The following is a 15,276-nucleotide window of genomic DNA, read 5'->3' as shown; positions in this document are numbered from 1 at the left end:
TCACCCGCCGATCCTGTCCAGCGACGCCTTCATCGCCGCCCAAAGCTCCTCCACCGGCTCGCAGCCGACGGAAAGCCTGACGAAGCCGGGCGTGACCGCATCGCCGCGCCGCAGGCGGCGCTCGGCGACGGTGTGCACACCGCCGAAAGAGGTGGCGGCGTGCATCAGTTCGCAGCCATTGATGAAGTTTTCCGCCCTTTGCTCCGAGCCCAGATCGAAGCTGATGAGGAAGCCGAAGCGTTCCATCTGGGCGCGGGCGAGGTTGTGGGACGGGTCGCCCTCGAGGCCTGGGAAGCGAAGCCCGCTCACCGCGGGATGGGCCTTGAGCCGCGGGGCGATCGCTTCGGCCGAGGAGCACATGCGGTCGAAGCGCAGTTCCAGCGTCTCTAGCCCGCGATGCACCAGCCAGGCCTCGAACGGGCCGGGGATGCCGCCGGCATTCTGCCGCCATTCGGTCACGGCCGCGACGACATCGGGATTGCGGCTCGCGACATGGCCGAACAGTACGTCGGAATGGCCGTTGGGCGCCTTGGTGTCGGCGGCGACGACGATGTCGGCGCCGAGGTCGAGCGGACGCTGGCCGAATGGCGTCATCGTGGTGTTGTCGACGACGAGCAGTCCGCCCGCCCGGTGCACGGCGTCGGCCGCGGCCCTGATGTCGCAGATGTCGAGCGTGGGGTTCGACGGGCTTTCGACGAAGACGAGGCTATAGTTCTCGAAGCTGCCATCGAGGAATGACGATGTCGGCCTCACGTCGGTGGAGACGCCGAAGGCGCCGAGGAAGCGCTCCGCCATCAGGCGGGTCGTGTGGTAGCCGTCGGACGGCAGCAGGATCCGGTCGCCCGCCTTGAGCAGGGCGAAGAACGTCGCCGAAATCGCGCCCATGCCCGAGGGAAAGGCCACACAGGGCGCGGCCTCGAGATGGCCGAGCATTTCCTCGACCGCCGCCCAGTTGGGATTGCTGAAGCGACCGTACTGGTTGAAGCCCGTCGCATCGCCCGGCGCGTGGTAGATGGCGGCCATGGTGAGCGGGAGAGGGATGGGGTCACCCTTCGACAGCCTGGAGCGGCGGAGATGGGCAAGAGAAGCTGCGCGTTCCTTCATCGTCTCGGTCATGGTCTGCGCATCCCCCTGAAGCATTTCCCATGATGCCGAGGCTAGGGCGCAGGTCGGCGCCAAGCAAGGCCCGGTTCGGCTGCTGCGTTGGGCCACGCTAAGACTTCGTTAGCCTTAATGGAGCATAAAAATCCGAATGCCGCGAAAGGGTCCATCAGTCCCGGTTGCGACAAGATCGTGTGCCGTGTTCCCGTTGACGCCCATATAGCCCCATGTTATCCCAAATCGGTAACCATGATTTCGTTCCAGTAAAGGGTGAGGCGTATGCCGACCCGGCGGCCGCGGCGGCTGCGGGTCGCCGTACGGATTCGGCCGGGGGCGGGAGTGGCTTGCGGATCTGGACGGGCCGGCGTGGCGCGGACGGCATGAAGACGAGGGGCGCGGCAGCGGAAGCGGCCGTATCATGTGATGGACCGGTTTCTGTCGAATGCGGTGAACAGGATCGATGCGAAGGGGCGGGTCTCCGTTCCGGCGCATTTCCGTGCCGTACTGCAGAAGCGCGGCTATACCGAGCTCTATGCGCTGCGTGCGCTCGACGTGCCGGCACTCGATGTCGGCGGGCTGGATCTGCTCGACCGCTACGAGCAGCGCATCGCGCAGGAGGATCCGTTCCTGCAGACGGCGGACGACATGTCATTCTTCGTCCATGGCGACAGCACTTTCCTGAAGCTCGACCAGGACGGGCGGATTTCGGTCTCGGACTTTCTGCGCGAGCACACCGGGATCACGACGGAAGTGGCATTCGTCGGGCGAGGGCAGTTCTTCCAGATGTGGGAGCCCGAGCAGTTGCATGCCCACGGTGCGGAAGTGCGCGCACGCCTGCTGAAACTCCGGCATCGGACAGCGCAAGGGGAGCAACCGGAATGATGGCGGGTCACGGGGATGACCATCAGGCCGCCGGCGGACCGGCCCGCCATGTTCCGGTTCTGCTTGCCGAAGTGATTGCAGCGCTTCGCCCCGCCGAAGGCGAAGTGCATGTGGACGGCACCTTTGGCGCCGGCGGCTATACCCGCGCGATCCTCTTGGCCGGCGCCTCGGTGGTGGCCATCGACCGCGACCCCGATGCGATCGCGGCGGGCAGGGCGCTCGAAAGCCAGTCCGGCGGCAGGCTGAGGCTGGTTCAAGCTCCCTTCTCCAGTCTCGACGAACATGTCGACCAGGTTGACGGCGTGGTGCTCGACATCGGCGTCTCGTCGATGCAGCTCGACCAGGCCGAGCGCGGCTTCTCCTTCCGCGCCGACGGCCCTCTCGACATGCGCATGGCCCAGGTGGGGCCGAGCGCGGCCGATGTCGTCAACCGCTTCAAGTCGGGCGACCTCGCGCGCATCTTCGGCTTCCTCGGCGAGGAGCGGCATGCCGGACGGATCGCGCGGATGATCGAAAGCCGCCGCGAAAAGCGCCCCTTCGAGCGCACGCTCGACCTCGCCGATGCGATCGAGACCCATATCGGGCGCAGCCCCAAGGACAAGATCCACCCGGCGACGCGGGTGTTCCAGGCGCTGCGCATCTATGTCAACGACGAGCTCGGCGAACTGGCCCGGGCGCTCTTCGCCGCCGAGCGAGCGCTCAAGCCCGGCGGGCGGCTGGTCGTCGTGACTTTCCATTCGCTGGAAGATCGCATCGTCAAGCGCTTCATCGCCGACCGGTCCAGCGCGCCGTCGCGCTCCCGCTACATGCCGGAACTCGAAACGATCGCCACGACCTTCGAAAAGTCGGGCGGCGCGGTCGGGCCGGGCGACGCCGAAACCGCCGCCAACCCGCGTGCCCGCTCTGCCAAGCTGCGTGCTGCCGTGCGCACCGCCGCGCCGGCGCGCGCTGAGGATTTTTCCATCTTCGGGCTTCCGAAGCTTCCCGACGTCGGCCAGACGGGAGAAAGGTAAGACTCGTGTTCCGTACCAGCGACATGGTCCTGATCGCCGTGATGGTTACCGCCGCGGCGTTCACCTACAAGACCAAGGACGAGGCCGAAAACCAGCTCAAGGCCGTCAACAAGATCGAGGCGCAGATCCGCTTCGAGGAAGACACCATCGACCTTCTGAAGGCCGACTGGAGCCTGCTTACGCAGCCCGCGCGCCTGCAGACGCTTGCCGATGCCTACCAGGCCGAGCTGAAGCTCCAGCCGGTCGACGCGCGCCAGATCGTCGGCCTGGATGCGCTGCCCGCTCGTCCGCTGACCATCGAGGACCTGACGCGCGAAGCATCCGGCGGCGCGGCTGACACCACGCTCGACCAGATTTTGACCGGGGGAATATCGCAATGATCGGCTGGCTGGGCAAAAAGCGGCACAAGGCGGAAGCCGACGCGGCGATCGTGTTCGACAGCGCGCGCAAGAAGACCGGCGGGCGCACGCGCAACCGCGTCATCATGACGATGGTCGTGTTCTTCTCGATCTATGCCGCCATCGCCGGCCGGCTGGTCTATCTCGGCATGCTCGATCCGGAGACTTCGGCCGGGCCGGAATCGCGCGTGACCGCCTCGCGTCCCGACATCGTCGACCGCTACGGCGAGGTGCTGGCGACCGACATCAAGACGGCCTCGCTGTTTGCCGAGCCGCGCCGCATCGTCGATGCCGACGAGGCGATCGAGAAGCTGACGACCGTGCTGCCGGATCTCGACGTCGAGCAGACCTACAACAAGCTGAAGAGCGGCACCGGGTTCGTCTGGCTCAAGCGGCAGCTGACGCCCAAGCAGCAGGCCGAGATCATGGCGCTCGGCATTCCCGGCATCGCTTTCCGCACGGAAAAGCGCCGCTTCTACCCGGCCGGCGAGACCACCTCGCACATCGTCGGGCTGACCAACGTCGACAACAAGGGCATTTCCGGCCTGGAAAAGTACATCGACGACCAAGGTCTGGCCGATCTCCAGGCGTCGGGCCTTGCCGTCGCCAAGGACCTCAAGCCGGTCAGGCTGTCGATCGACCTGCGCGTGCAGCATATCGTGCGCAGCGAAATCGTCGCAGCGCTCGAGAAGTACCGGGCCATCGCCGCGGGCGCCGTCGTGCTCGACGTCAGGACCGGCGAAGTGCTGGCCCTGGGATCGGTCCCGGATTTCGACCCCAACAATCCCTTCAACGCCCTGCAGAATGACCGCCTGAACCGGATGTCGGCAGGCCTCTACGAGATGGGCTCGACCATCAAGAGCTTCACCACCTCGATGGCGCTGGATTCCGGCAAGGTGACGCTGCAGAGCACATTCGACGCGAGCAAGCCGATCAAGATCGGCGGCCAGACGATCCGCGACTTCCGCGGCAAGGGCAGGGTGCTCAGCGTGCCGGAGGTGTTCATCTACTCCTCCAACATCGGCTCGGCGCGCGAGGCCGAGGCAGTCGGCGTCGAGGCGCATCGCGAATTCCTCAAGCGCATGGGGCTGCTCGACCGGATGCAGACGGAGCTGCCGGAGGTCGCCAAGCCGACCGAACCGAAAGTCTGGAAGAGGGTGCACTCGATCACGGCCGCGTTCGGGCACGGTTTCTCGACCACGCCGCTGCAGACGGCCGTCGGCGCCGCCGCGCTGATGAACGGCGGCAAGCTCCTTCCGCCGACTTTCCTGATCCGCACCCAGGAGGAGGCGAATGCGATCGGCAAGCAGGTGGTCAAGTCGCAGACCGTCGAGGACATGAAGTATCTCTACCGCCTCAACGCCGAAGAGGGCGGCGCCAAGCGCGGCACGGTTCCCGGCTATCGCGTCGGCGGCAAGACGGGTACGGCCGAGAAGGTCGTCAACGGGCGCTATTCGAAGGAAAAGAACTTCAACGCCTTCGTTGCCGCGTTCCCGATGGAAGATCCGAAGTACCTGGTGCTGACCATTGTCGACGAGCCGAAGATGGAAGGTTCCACACGCTCGGCCACGGCGGGCCTCACGGCCGCACCGATCGCGTCCAACATTATCCGGCGCGCGGCCCCGCTGCTTGGCGTGAAGCCAGAATTCGGCCAAGAAGGTGAGGCAACGCTGGCTTCCTACCCTTGATTCTCAGGCGCGCCAAAGAACGCGCCGCTCTTTGACGAACGGAACTCGATGAAAATAAAAGACCTTGCCGGTATCCTGCCCGTCGATGGGGTTCTCTCCCACGATGTCGAGGCGAGCGGGGTTTCCTCGGATTCGCGGCAGGTGACGCCGGGAACGCTGTTTTTTGCCGTGCCCGGCAGCAAGGCCGACGGTGCCGCCTATGCCGCCGATGCGGCCAAACGTGGCGCACTCGCCGTGATTGCCTCGAAGGAAACCCAGATTTCGGCGGTGGGCGTGCCCGTCGTCCTGGTCGACGATCCGCGCCAGGCCCTGGCCTTGAGCGCTGCCAAGTTCTACGGCCGCCAGCCCGGGACCATGGTTGCCGTCACCGGCACCAGCGGCAAGACCTCGGTCGCCGCCTTCACGCGCCAGATCTGGGAGCAGGCGGGCCTGGCCGCGGCCAGCATCGGCACGACGGGCGTCGTGGCGCCGGGCCGCAACGAATACGGGCAACTGACCACGCCGGACCCGGTGGCGCTGCACAAGCTGCTGGCCGAACTCGCCGATGCCGGCGTGACGCACGCCTCGATGGAAGCGTCCAGCCACGGCCTCGACCAGCGCCGCCTGGATGGCGTGCGGCTCGCGGCCGGCGGCTTCACCAATCTCGGCCGCGACCACATGGACTACCATCCCACGGTCGAGGATTATCTGCGCGCCAAGCTGCGCCTGTTCGACACGCTGCTGCCCAAGGGCGCGCCGGCGGTGATCTTCGCCGACGATGCCTGGTCGCAGCCGACGATCGAAGCCGCGCGCGCGGCCGGCCTCGAAGTGCTGACGGTCGGCCGGCACGGGGAGTTCCTCAGCCTGAAGCGGGTGGAGCACGAACGCCACCGGCAGCGCGCCGAGATCGAATGCGGCGGCACGATCCACGAAATCGACCTGCCGTTGGCCGGCGACTTCCAGGTCGCCAACTCGCTGGTCGCGGCGGGACTGGCGATCGCGACCGGAACGGACGCGGCAAAGGCGCTGGCGGCGCTCGAGCATCTCAAGGGAGCTCCGGGTCGGCTCGACCTCGTCGGCACCACCGTGGCCGGCGCGCCCGTCTATGTCGACTATGCCCACAAGCCCGACGCGCTCGAGAACGTGCTCGCCTCGGTGCGGCCGTTCACGACGGGCCGGGTCATCGTGGTCTTCGGCTGCGGCGGCGACCGCGATCGCGGCAAGCGCCCGATCATGGGCGAAATCGCGACGCGGCTCGCGGACGTCACCATCGTGACCGACGACAACCCGCGTTCCGAGGTTCCCGAGACCATCCGCGCGGCGATCATGGCCGCCGCCCCCGGCGCGATCGAGATCGGCGACCGCCGCCAGGCGATCCACGAGGCGGTCGCCATGCTGCACGAGGGCGACACGCTGATCGTCGCCGGCAAGGGGCACGAGGAAGGCCAGACGATCGGCAGCCAGACGCTGCATTTTTCGGACCATGAGGAAGTGCGCAAGGCGCTCGCCGGGAGCCCGGCATGAGCCTGCTGTGGACCTCCGAGGCACTTGTCGAGGCAACGGGCGGCCGTCCGTTCGGCCAGATGCCCGAAGGCATCACCGGAATTTCCATCGACAGCCGCAGCCTCGAGCCGGGCGACGCCTTCTTCGCCATCAAGGGCGAAACGATGGACGGCCACGACTTCGCCACCGCCGCCATCAAGGCGGGGGCGGGGCTTCTGGTCGTCTCGGAGAGCAAGCTGCCGGCGCTCGGCCGGCTGACGGCGCCGATGATCGTGGTGCCCGACGTGCTCGCGGCGCTCGAGAAGGCCGGTGTCGCGGCGCGTGCCCGGTCGCGCGCGCGCATCATCGCCGTCACCGGTTCCGTCGGCAAGACCAGCACCAAGGAGGCGCTGCGGCATACGCTGTCCTCGGTCGGAAAGGTGCATGCCTCGGTCGCCTCGTTCAACAACCACTGGGGCGTGCCGCTGACGCTGGCGCGCATGCCCGAGGACAGCGACTACGCCGTCTTCGAGATCGGCATGAACCATCCCGGCGAGATCTGCCCGCTGGTGCGCATGGTGCGGCCGCATATCGCGGTCATCACGCTGATCGCGGCCGCCCATCTCGGCTTCTTCCGCAGCCTCGACGAGATCGCCAAGGCCAAGGCCGAGATCTTCGAAGGGGTCGAGCCAGGCGGGGCGGTGCTGCTCAACCGCGACGACGGCCGCTTCAAGCTGCTGGAAAAGTTCGCCCGCGCGGCAGGCGTGGACAATGTGATGAGCTACGGCGAGAACGCGCGCGCGACCTTCCGGCTGCTCAAGTGCACGCTCGAGGCCGACCACTCGATGATCGTCGCGCGCGTCGCCGGCCGCGACGTGCCGGCTCGCGTCGGCGTGCCGGGACGCCATGTGGTGCAGAACGCGCTCGCGGTGCTGGGAGCGGCGCATCTCTGCGGCGCCGACGTGCCGACGGTCGCGACCGCGCTCGCCTCGATGTCGGCCGCCAGCGGGCGTGGCCAGCGCCACATCCTGCACCTGCCGAACGGACCGATCACGCTGATCGACGAAAGCTACAACGCCAATCCGGCGTCGATGAAGGCGGCGATCGAGCTTCTCGACGCCACGCCCGTCGCCGCGGGCGGCCGGCGCATCGCCGTGCTCGGCGACATGCTGGAACTGGGCACGCATTCGGCCAGGCTGCATTCGGCGCTCGCGGAATTGATCGGCTCGACCAGGACCGACATGGTGCTGCTCGCCGGCCCGGAGATGAAGGCTCTCGCCGATACGCTGCCCGAGGGGTTCAAGGCCGAGTATCGCGCCGGCGTCGAGGAACTGAAGCCGGTGCTTCTGAGCACGGTGCGCCCCGGCGACGCCATCATGATCAAATCGTCGAAGGGCATCGGCTTTTCCCGGCTGGTCGACGCGATGATCAAGACATTCCCGGCCCATGCCGGCAACACCACACCGACCTGACAGGGTCTCGGGGGACGGATACGCATGCTAACTCTGCTTGTCGATTTCGCGGACAAGGTCTCGTTCTTCAACGTCTTCCGCTACATCACCTTCCGTACCGGCGGGGCGCTGATCACGTCCGCGCTGATCGTCTTCATCTTCGGGCCGGCCATCATCAATTCGCTGCGCCTGAGGCAGGGCAAGGGCCAGCCGATCCGCGCCGACGGGCCGCAGACCCATTTCAAGAAGGCCGGCACGCCGACCATGGGCGGCCTGATGATCCTCTCCGGCATCATCGGGTCGACGCTGCTCTGGGCCAACATCGCCAGCGTCTATGTCTGGGTGGTGCTGTTCGTGACGCTCGGCTTCGGCGCCATCGGCTTCTACGACGACTATCTCAAGGTCACCAAGCAATCGCATCTCGGCTTTTCGGGCAAGGCGCGCCTGGGCATCGAGTTCGTGATCGCCGCCATCGCCGCATGGGTCATCATGCAGAACGGCCAGGCGCCGTTCTCGTCGTCGCTGACCTTCCCCTTCATCAAGGATTTCCTGCTCAATCTCGGCTGGTTCTTCATTCCCTTCGCCTGTTTCGTGGTGGTCGGCGCCGGCAATGCGGTGAACCTGACGGACGGCCTCGACGGGCTCGCCATCGTGCCGATCATGATCGCCGCGGCGTCGTTCGGCGTCATCGCCTACCTGTCGGGCAACGCGGTCTTCGCCGAATACCTGCAGATCCACTTCGTGCCCGGCACCGGCGAACTGGCGGTCATCCTGGGCGCGGTGATCGGCGCCGGCCTCGGTTTCCTGTGGTTCAACGCCCCGCCCGCCGCCATTTTCATGGGCGACACCGGTTCGCTGGCCCTCGGCGGGCTGATCGGCACGGTCGCGGTCGCCACCAAGCACGAGATCGTCATGGCCATCGTCGGCGGCCTGTTCGTCATGGAGGCGCTGTCGGTCATCATCCAGGTGGGATTCTTCAAGCTCACCGGCCGGCGGGTGTTCCTGATGGCGCCGATCCATCATCATTTCGAGAAACTTGGCTGGACCGAGAGCCAGGTGGTCATCCGCTTCTGGATCATTGCCGTCATCCTGGCGCTGATCGGCCTGTCCACTCTCAAGCTGCGCTGAGGCTGCGATGATCCGAGCCACCTCATTTGCCGGCAAGCAGGTCGCGCTCTTCGGGCTCGGCGGTTCCGGCATCGCCACCGCACGGTCCTTGGCCGAGGGCGGGGCGCAGGTCGTTGCCTGGGACGACAACCCCGAGAGCGTGGCCAGGGCCGCGGCCGACGGCATAGCCACGGCCGACCTGCGCGGCATCGACTGGTCGGCCGTCGCGTCCTTCGTGCTGTCGCCCGGGGTGCCGCTGACCCATCCCAAACCGCACTGGACGGTGGAACTGGCCCGCGGCGCCGGCGTAGAGGTGATCGGCGACATCGAGCTGTTCGCGCGCGAGCGGCTGGCCACTGCGCCGACCGCGCCCTTCGTGGCGATCACCGGCACCAACGGCAAGTCGACGACCACGGCGCTGACCGCCCATATCCTGCAGTCGGCCGGGCGCGACACCCAGATGGGCGGCAATATCGGCCGGGCGGTGATGACGCTCGACCCGCCCGAGGCCGGCCGGCACTACGTCGTGGAGTGCTCCTCCTACCAGATCGACCTGGCCCCTTCGGTCAATCCGACGGCCGGCATCCTGCTCAACCTTACGCCGGACCATCTCGACCGCCACGGCACGATGCAGCACTACGCCTCGATCAAGGAAAGGCTGGTTGCCGGCAGCGACACGGCGATCGTCGGGGTCGACGACGTCTATTGCGCCCAGATCGCCGACCGGCTGGAACGCGCCGGCAAGGACGTGGTCCGCATCTCCAAGCGCCTGCCGCTGACAGACGGCTACTTTGCCGACGGCACCGACCTGATGGAGGCGATCGACGGGCGCTACAGCCGCATCGCCTTCCTGGAAGGCATCGGCTCACTGCGCGGCCAGCACAATGCCCAGAATGCGCTCGCCGCGGTTGCCGCCTGCCTCAGGATCGGCCTGGACCTCGGGGAAATCCAGGCAGGGCTCGAGAGCTTTCCCGGCCTTGCCCACCGCATGGAGCAGGTGGGGCGCAAGGGGCACGTGCTGTTCGTCAACGATTCCAAGGCGACCAATGCGGACGCTGCGGCACCTGCCCTGTCGAGCTTCCAGCGCATCTACTGGATTGCCGGCGGCCTGCCGAAGGAAGGTGGCATCGAGCCGCTGCGCAGCTTCTTCCCGCGCATCGCGCGTGCCTATCTCGTCGGCGAGGCCGCGCCGGCCTTCGCCGCGACACTGGGCGAGGCGGTTCCGTATGAAATCTCCGGAACGCTGGCTGCCGCGGTCGAGCACGCCGCGGAGGACGCGGCCAAGGACGACGGCGGCGAGGCAGTGGTGCTGCTGTCGCCGGCCTGCGCCAGCTTCGACCAGTTCAAGAATTTCGAGGTCCGCGGCGAAGCCTTCAGGCAAGCCGTGAGTGCTATTGATGGCGTCAGCGCTATCGGAGGGGCAAGGCCATGATCAGTCGTCTCGACAGAAGTCCCGTCGCCATGTGGTGGTGGACGGTCGACAGGTGGTTCCTCGCGGCGTTCCTCATGCTGATGGGGCTGGGCATCGTGCTTTCATTCGCCGCGAGCCCGGCGGTGGCGCAGCGCATCGGCCTCGACATGTTCCATTTCGCCACGCGCCAGATCATCTTCACCATCCCGGCGCTGATGGTAATGATCGGGGTGTCGTTTCTCGATGTGCGGCAGATCAGGCGCTTGTCGATCATCATGCTCGGCATCATGCTGGTCTTGATGGTGGCGGTGCTGTTCGTCGGCGTCGAGGTCAAGGGCGCGCGGCGCTGGGTCTCGTTCGCCGGCCTCTCCATCCAGCCGTCGGAATTCCTCAAGCCCGCTTTCGTCGTGATCTCGGCCTGGCTGATGTCGGAGCATGAGCGCCATCACGAAATTCCCGGCAATCTCTTCGCCATGATCCTGCTCGGCGTCGTGCTTGCGCTGCTCATGGCGCAGCCCGACTTCGGACAGACCATGCTGGTGCTCGGCACCTGGGGCGTCATGTTCTTCATGGCCGGCATGTCCTGGTTCTGGATCATCACGCTCGGCGCACTCGGCGCCGGCGGCGGCTTTGCGGCCTACCTGTTCTTCCCGCACGTCGCCGGCCGTATCGACCGCTTCCTCACCGGGGAGGGCGATACCTTCCAGGTCGACATGGGGCGCGAAGCGATCGTCAGCGGCGGTTGGTTCGGCGTCGGACCCGGCGAGGGCGTGGTCAAGCGCGTCATTCCCGACAGCCATGCCGACTTCGTCTTCTCGGTCGCGGGCGAGGAATTCGGCATCGTGCTGTTGTTCGCCATCATGTCGATCTTCGCTTTCATCGTGTTGCGCGGGCTGAGGGCGGCGCTCAAGGAGCAGGACGACTTCACCCGCTATGCGGTGGCGGGACTCGTCGTCGTGTTCGGCTTCCAGTCGATCATCAACATGAGCGTGAACCTGCAGCTGATGCCTGCCAAGGGCATGACGCTGCCGTTCATCTCCTACGGCGGCTCCTCGCTGATCGCGATCGCCATGTCCATGGGCATGGTGCTGGCGCTGACCCGCAAGAAGCCGGAAAAGCTCAGGCAGACGGGCTTCGGCGCGGCCAGCCGGCGCATGCTCCCGGCCGAATAAGATGGCCAAGGGTACCGTCATGCTTGCCGCCGGGGGGACCGGCGGCCATCTCTTTCCCGCCGAGGCGCTGGCGCACGAACTGACGGCGCGCGGCTGGCAGGTGCACCTCGCCACCGACGACCGAGCGGAGCGCTTCGCCGGAAAATTCCCGGCGGCCGCCATCCATCCCATCCCCTCGGCGACGATCGGCTCCAAGAACCCGATAGCGCTTATGCGCGCGTTCTGGAGCATCTGGCGCGGCGTGCGCGAGGCATCCCGGGTCATCGCCAGGATCAAGCCGGCGGTGGTGATCGGCTTCGGCGGCTACCCGACGCTGCCGCCGCTCTATGCGGCGACGCGGCGCAGCGTGCCGGCCATGGTGCACGAGCAGAACGCGGTGATGGGCCGCGCCAACAGGGCGCTGGCAGGCAGGGTCGATGCCATTGCCGGCGGTTTCCTGCCGGAGAACACGGGCGCCAACAGCGCCAAGACCGTGGTGACGGGCAATCCGGTGCGTCCAGCAGTGATCGAGGCGGCCAAGGCGCCGTATGCGACTTCCGGCGCTTCGGACCGCTTCAACCTGCTGGTGTTCGGCGGCAGCCAGGGCGCGCAGTTCTTTTCCGATGCCGTTCCGGAGGCAATCGCGATGCTGCCGGAGGCGCAGCGCAGGCGGCTTCGTGTCACCCAGCAGGCCCGCGCCGAGGACGCCGACAAGGTCAAGGCGGCCTATGCGATGCTCGGCATCGAGGCCGACGTCTCGCCTTTCTTCACCGACATGGCGCAGCGCATGGCGGCTGCCCATCTGGTGATTTCGCGCTCGGGAGCGTCGACGGTCTCCGAGATATCGGTGATCGGCCGGCCGGCACTGCTGGTGCCTTATCCGCACGCGCTCGACCACGACCAGGCGGCGAATGCGGCGCGTCTTGCGGCTGCGGGCGGTGCGGAAGTGCATCCTCAGTCGACGCTGTCGGCCGAGCGCATCGCGGCCCTTCTCGGCGCCGCGATGGCCGAGCCGGAGCGGATGGCGGCGATGGCGGCTGCCGCGAGGTCGGTCGGCAGGGCGGACGCCACGAGGTTGCTCGCCGACCTCGCAGAGGCTATTGCCTCCAGCATACCCGTTGCTGAATTCAAGAAGGGAGTGCGGCCATGAAGATGCCGCAGACCATCGGTCTCGTTCATTTCATCGGCATTGGCGGCATCGGCATGAGCGGTATCGCCGAAGTGCTGCACAATCTCGGCTACAAGGTGCAGGGATCGGACCAGGCCGACAGCGCCAACGTGCAGCGCCTGCGCGCCAAGGGCATCGAATGCTTCGTCGGCCACAAGGCCGAGAACCTGGGCGACGCCGAAGTGATCGTCGTGTCGACCGCGATCAAGAAGTCCAATCCCGAATTGAAGGCAGCGCGCGAAAAGTTGCTGCCGATCGTCCGTCGCGCCGAGATGCTGGCCGAGCTGATGCGCTTCCGCAATGCGGTGGCGATCGGCGGCACGCACGGCAAGACGACCACCACCTCGATGGTGGCGACGCTGCTCGATGCCGGCGGGCTCGACCCGACCGTCATCAACGGCGGCATCATCAACGCCTATGGCACCAATGCGCGCATGGGCGAGGGCGAGTGGATGGTGGTCGAAGCCGACGAGAGCGACGGCACCTTCCTCAAACTGCCGGCCGACGTCGCCGTCGTCACCAACATCGATCCGGAGCACCTCGACCACTACGGCACCTTCGACAAGGTGCGCGAGGCGTTCCGCCAGTTCGTCGAGAACGTCCCCTTCTACGGCTTCGGGGTGATGTGCACCGACCACCCCGAAGTGCAGGCGCTGGTCAGCCACATCGAGGACCGCCGCGTCATCACCTATGGCGAGAACGCCCAGGCCGACGTGCGCTTCACCAACCATCGCATGGACGGCGCGGTCTCGGTCTTCGACGTGGTCATCCGCAACCGCAAGTCGGCGTCGTCTACGACCATCGAGGGTCTTCGCCTGCCGATGCCCGGCCGCCACAACGTCTCCAACGCCACGGCGGCGATTGCGGTGGCGACCGAGCTCGGCATTTCCGCCGAGGCGGTGAAGCGCGGGCTGTCGTCCTTTGGCGGCGTCAAGCGCCGCTTCACGCACACCGGCAGCTGGAACGGCGTCGAGGTGTTCGACGACTACGGCCACCATCCGGTCGAGATCAAGGCGGTGCTCAGGGCGGCGCGCGAGGCCACCGGCGGGCGCGTCATCGCCATCGCCCAGCCGCACCGCTTCACCCGCCTGCATGATCTGTTCGACGACTTCGCGGCGTGCTTCAACGACGCCGACACGGTCATGGTCGCGCCGGTCTATGCCGCGGGCGAAGATGCCATCGACGGCGTCAACTCCGAGGCGTTGACCGCGCGCATCCGCGCCGGCGGCCATCGCGACGCCCGCTACATCGACGGGGCAGCGGCAGTCGCGCCGATCGTGCGCGAGCTTGCCAAGCCGGGCGATTTCGTCGTCTTCCTCGGCGCCGGCAACATCACGCAATGGGCCTATGCCCTGCCGGGCGAACTCGCCGGGGGTGGGTCGTGACGGGCGGAGGAGAAGCGCTTCTCGCCAAACTCGCCGATCGGCTGTCGGGCCTGCGCGGGCGCATGACCGTCAATGCCGAGATGGAGAAGATCACCTGGTTCCGCGCCGGCGGCATCGCCGACGCGCTGTTCCAGCCGGCCGACGAAGAGGATCTCGCGGCGTTCCTGAAGGCCGTGCCGGAGGAAATCCCGGTCATGGTGGTGGGCATCGGCTCCAACCTCCTGGTGCGCGAGGGCGGCATTCCCGGCTTCGTGGTGAGGCTGTCGGCGAAGGGTTTCGGCGAAGCCGAGACGGTGTCGGACACGCAGATCCGGGCAGGGGCGGCGACGCCCGACAAGCGCGTGGCGGCACTCGCCCACGACAGCGGCATAGGCGGCTTCCATTTCTACCACGGCATCCCCGGTGCCGTCGGCGGGGCGTTGCGCATGAATGCGGGCGCCAACGGCGTCGAGACGCGCGAGCGCGTCGTCGAGGTGCGGGCGCTCGACCGCGCCGGCAACCTGCACGTGCTCTCCAACGCCGACATGGGCTACAGCTACCGCCATTCGTCGGCCGCGCCCGACCTGATCTTCACCTCGGCGCTGTTTCAGGGTTATGGCGAGGACAAGGACGCGATCAAGGCGGCGATGGACGCGGTCCAGCATCATCGCGAGACGGTGCAGCCGATCCGCGAGAAGACCGGCGGCTCGACCTTCAAGAACCCCGAGGGCACCTCCGCCTGGAAGGAAATCGACAAGGCCGGATGCCGCGGCCTGATGATCGGCGGCGCGCAGATGTCGCCGATGCACTGCAACTTCATGATCAATACCGGCACCGCCACCGGCTACGACCTCGAATATCTCGGCGAGACCGTGCGCGGCCGCGTGCTGGAGCATTCCGGCATCCGCCTGCAGTGGGAGATCAAGCGCATCGGCAGGTTCAAACAGGGTCACGAAGTGCAGGAGTTCCTTGGGCAAATGCTCTAGGGAGACTGACCCGCGGCGTTGCTGCACAGCCCCCGATGTCCACGGCGCCGGGGGCTTTTTGCTGCCCGAATTTCGCCGCGCGCCGTTGCCAATCC

13 protein-coding genes are annotated in these 15,276 nt (G+C 67.0%); 12 read left to right on the top strand and 1 reads right to left on the bottom strand.

All coding sequences use genetic code 11. The features are described 5' to 3' along the window. Positions 1 to 1,116 (bottom strand): cystathionine gamma-lyase, encoded by a 1,116-nt coding sequence (locus J2X50_RS02595; RefSeq protein WP_429091179.1) that lies wholly within the window; start codon positions 1,114 to 1,116, stop codon positions 1 to 3. A gap of 408 nt (positions 1,117 to 1,524) precedes the next feature. Here J2X50_RS02595 and mraZ point away from each other — a divergent pair, with 408 nt between their 5' ends. Genes mraZ through murB form a run of 12 tightly spaced genes read left to right on the top strand, consistent with a single transcriptional unit; the run spans position 1,525 to position 15,181 of the window. Continuing rightward, complete coding sequence (gene mraZ, locus J2X50_RS02590) at positions 1,525 to 1,983, top strand: division/cell wall cluster transcriptional repressor MraZ (RefSeq protein WP_429091833.1); 459 nt, start codon at positions 1,525 to 1,527, stop codon at positions 1,981 to 1,983. After that, entirely contained in the window at positions 1,980 to 2,996 is a 1,017-nt protein-coding gene (gene rsmH / locus J2X50_RS02585) for a 16S rRNA (cytosine(1402)-N(4))-methyltransferase RsmH (RefSeq protein ID WP_429091177.1), read from the top strand. Before mraZ ends, rsmH begins: the two co-directional genes overlap by 4 nt. A gap of 5 nt (positions 2,997 to 3,001) precedes the next feature. After that, positions 3,002 to 3,376: a cell division protein FtsL gene (gene ftsL, locus J2X50_RS02580; RefSeq protein ID WP_429091175.1), complete on the top strand. Its 375-nt coding sequence runs from the start codon at positions 3,002 to 3,004 to the stop codon at positions 3,374 to 3,376. Continuing rightward, positions 3,373 to 5,082 (top strand): peptidoglycan D,D-transpeptidase FtsI family protein, encoded by a 1,710-nt coding sequence (locus J2X50_RS02575; protein WP_429091173.1) that lies wholly within the window; start codon positions 3,373 to 3,375, stop codon positions 5,080 to 5,082. Before ftsL ends, J2X50_RS02575 begins: the two co-directional genes overlap by 4 nt. 48 nt (positions 5,083 to 5,130) lie before the next feature. Continuing rightward, positions 5,131 to 6,585 carry a UDP-N-acetylmuramoyl-L-alanyl-D-glutamate--2,6-diaminopimelate ligase gene (locus J2X50_RS02570; RefSeq protein WP_429091172.1) on the top strand — a complete coding sequence of 485 codons (1,455 nt, stop codon included), beginning with the start codon at positions 5,131 to 5,133 and terminating at the stop codon, positions 6,583 to 6,585. Next, positions 6,582 to 8,015 carry a UDP-N-acetylmuramoylalanyl-D-glutamyl-2,6-diaminopimelate--D-alanyl-D-alanine ligase gene (locus tag J2X50_RS02565; protein ID WP_429091171.1) on the top strand — a complete coding sequence of 478 codons (1,434 nt, stop codon included), beginning with the start codon at positions 6,582 to 6,584 and terminating at the stop codon, positions 8,013 to 8,015. Before J2X50_RS02570 ends, J2X50_RS02565 begins: the two co-directional genes overlap by 4 nt. Before the next feature lie 24 nt (positions 8,016 to 8,039). Beyond that, on the top strand, positions 8,040 to 9,122 hold the full coding sequence (gene mraY, locus J2X50_RS02560) for a phospho-N-acetylmuramoyl-pentapeptide-transferase (RefSeq protein WP_429091169.1): 1,083 nt from the start codon (positions 8,040 to 8,042) through the stop codon (positions 9,120 to 9,122). A gap of 7 nt (positions 9,123 to 9,129) precedes the next feature. Continuing rightward, positions 9,130 to 10,533: a UDP-N-acetylmuramoyl-L-alanine--D-glutamate ligase gene (gene murD / locus J2X50_RS02555; protein ID WP_429091167.1), complete on the top strand. Its 1,404-nt coding sequence runs from the start codon at positions 9,130 to 9,132 to the stop codon at positions 10,531 to 10,533. Beyond that, complete coding sequence (gene ftsW, locus J2X50_RS02550) at positions 10,530 to 11,684, top strand: putative lipid II flippase FtsW (RefSeq protein WP_429091165.1); 1,155 nt, start codon at positions 10,530 to 10,532, stop codon at positions 11,682 to 11,684. The genes murD and ftsW overlap by 4 nt, the downstream gene beginning before the upstream one ends. A 1-nt stretch (position 11,685) precedes the next feature. Next, the gene (gene murG, locus J2X50_RS02545) at positions 11,686 to 12,813 is read left to right on the top strand and encodes an undecaprenyldiphospho-muramoylpentapeptide beta-N-acetylglucosaminyltransferase (protein ID WP_429091163.1); all 1,128 of its coding nucleotides are present in this window, start codon (positions 11,686 to 11,688) and stop codon (positions 12,811 to 12,813) included. Continuing rightward, the gene (gene murC / locus J2X50_RS02540) at positions 12,810 to 14,216 is read left to right on the top strand and encodes a UDP-N-acetylmuramate--L-alanine ligase (protein ID WP_429091161.1); all 1,407 of its coding nucleotides are present in this window, start codon (positions 12,810 to 12,812) and stop codon (positions 14,214 to 14,216) included. Before murG ends, murC begins: the two co-directional genes overlap by 4 nt. Beyond that, on the top strand, positions 14,213 to 15,181 hold the full coding sequence (gene murB / locus J2X50_RS02535) for a UDP-N-acetylmuramate dehydrogenase (RefSeq protein WP_429091160.1): 969 nt from the start codon (positions 14,213 to 14,215) through the stop codon (positions 15,179 to 15,181). The genes murC and murB overlap by 4 nt, the downstream gene beginning before the upstream one ends. Positions 15,182 to 15,276 lie beyond the last annotated feature (95 nt).

This window comes from Aminobacter sp. BE322, from assembly GCF_050433525.1.
Classification (GTDB): Bacteria; Pseudomonadota; Alphaproteobacteria; order Rhizobiales; family Rhizobiaceae; genus Aminobacter.
Note: the sequence above shows the minus strand (reverse complement) of the source record. Positions and strands in the feature narration are given on the sequence as shown.

What these genes read in the sequence shown, in the direction of transcription:
- J2X50_RS02595 (WP_429091179.1), bottom strand. Translation starts at nt 1,116, where the DNA reads ATGACCGAGACGATGAAGGAACGCGCAGCTTCTCTTGCCCATCTCCGC.
- mraZ (WP_429091833.1), top strand. Translation starts at nt 1,525, where the DNA reads ATGGACCGGTTTCTGTCGAATGCGGTGAACAGGATCGATGCGAAGGGG.
- rsmH (WP_429091177.1), top strand. Translation starts at nt 1,980, where the DNA reads ATGATGGCGGGTCACGGGGATGACCATCAGGCCGCCGGCGGACCGGCC.
- J2X50_RS02575 (WP_429091173.1), top strand. Translation starts at nt 3,373, where the DNA reads ATGATCGGCTGGCTGGGCAAAAAGCGGCACAAGGCGGAAGCCGACGCG.
- J2X50_RS02570 (WP_429091172.1), top strand. Translation starts at nt 5,131, where the DNA reads ATGAAAATAAAAGACCTTGCCGGTATCCTGCCCGTCGATGGGGTTCTC.
- J2X50_RS02565 (WP_429091171.1), top strand. Translation starts at nt 6,582, where the DNA reads ATGAGCCTGCTGTGGACCTCCGAGGCACTTGTCGAGGCAACGGGCGGC.
- mraY (WP_429091169.1), top strand. Translation starts at nt 8,040, where the DNA reads ATGCTAACTCTGCTTGTCGATTTCGCGGACAAGGTCTCGTTCTTCAAC.
- murD (WP_429091167.1), top strand. Translation starts at nt 9,130, where the DNA reads ATGATCCGAGCCACCTCATTTGCCGGCAAGCAGGTCGCGCTCTTCGGG.
- ftsW (WP_429091165.1), top strand. Translation starts at nt 10,530, where the DNA reads ATGATCAGTCGTCTCGACAGAAGTCCCGTCGCCATGTGGTGGTGGACG.
- murG (WP_429091163.1), top strand. Translation starts at nt 11,686, where the DNA reads ATGGCCAAGGGTACCGTCATGCTTGCCGCCGGGGGGACCGGCGGCCAT.
- murC (WP_429091161.1), top strand. Translation starts at nt 12,810, where the DNA reads ATGAAGATGCCGCAGACCATCGGTCTCGTTCATTTCATCGGCATTGGC.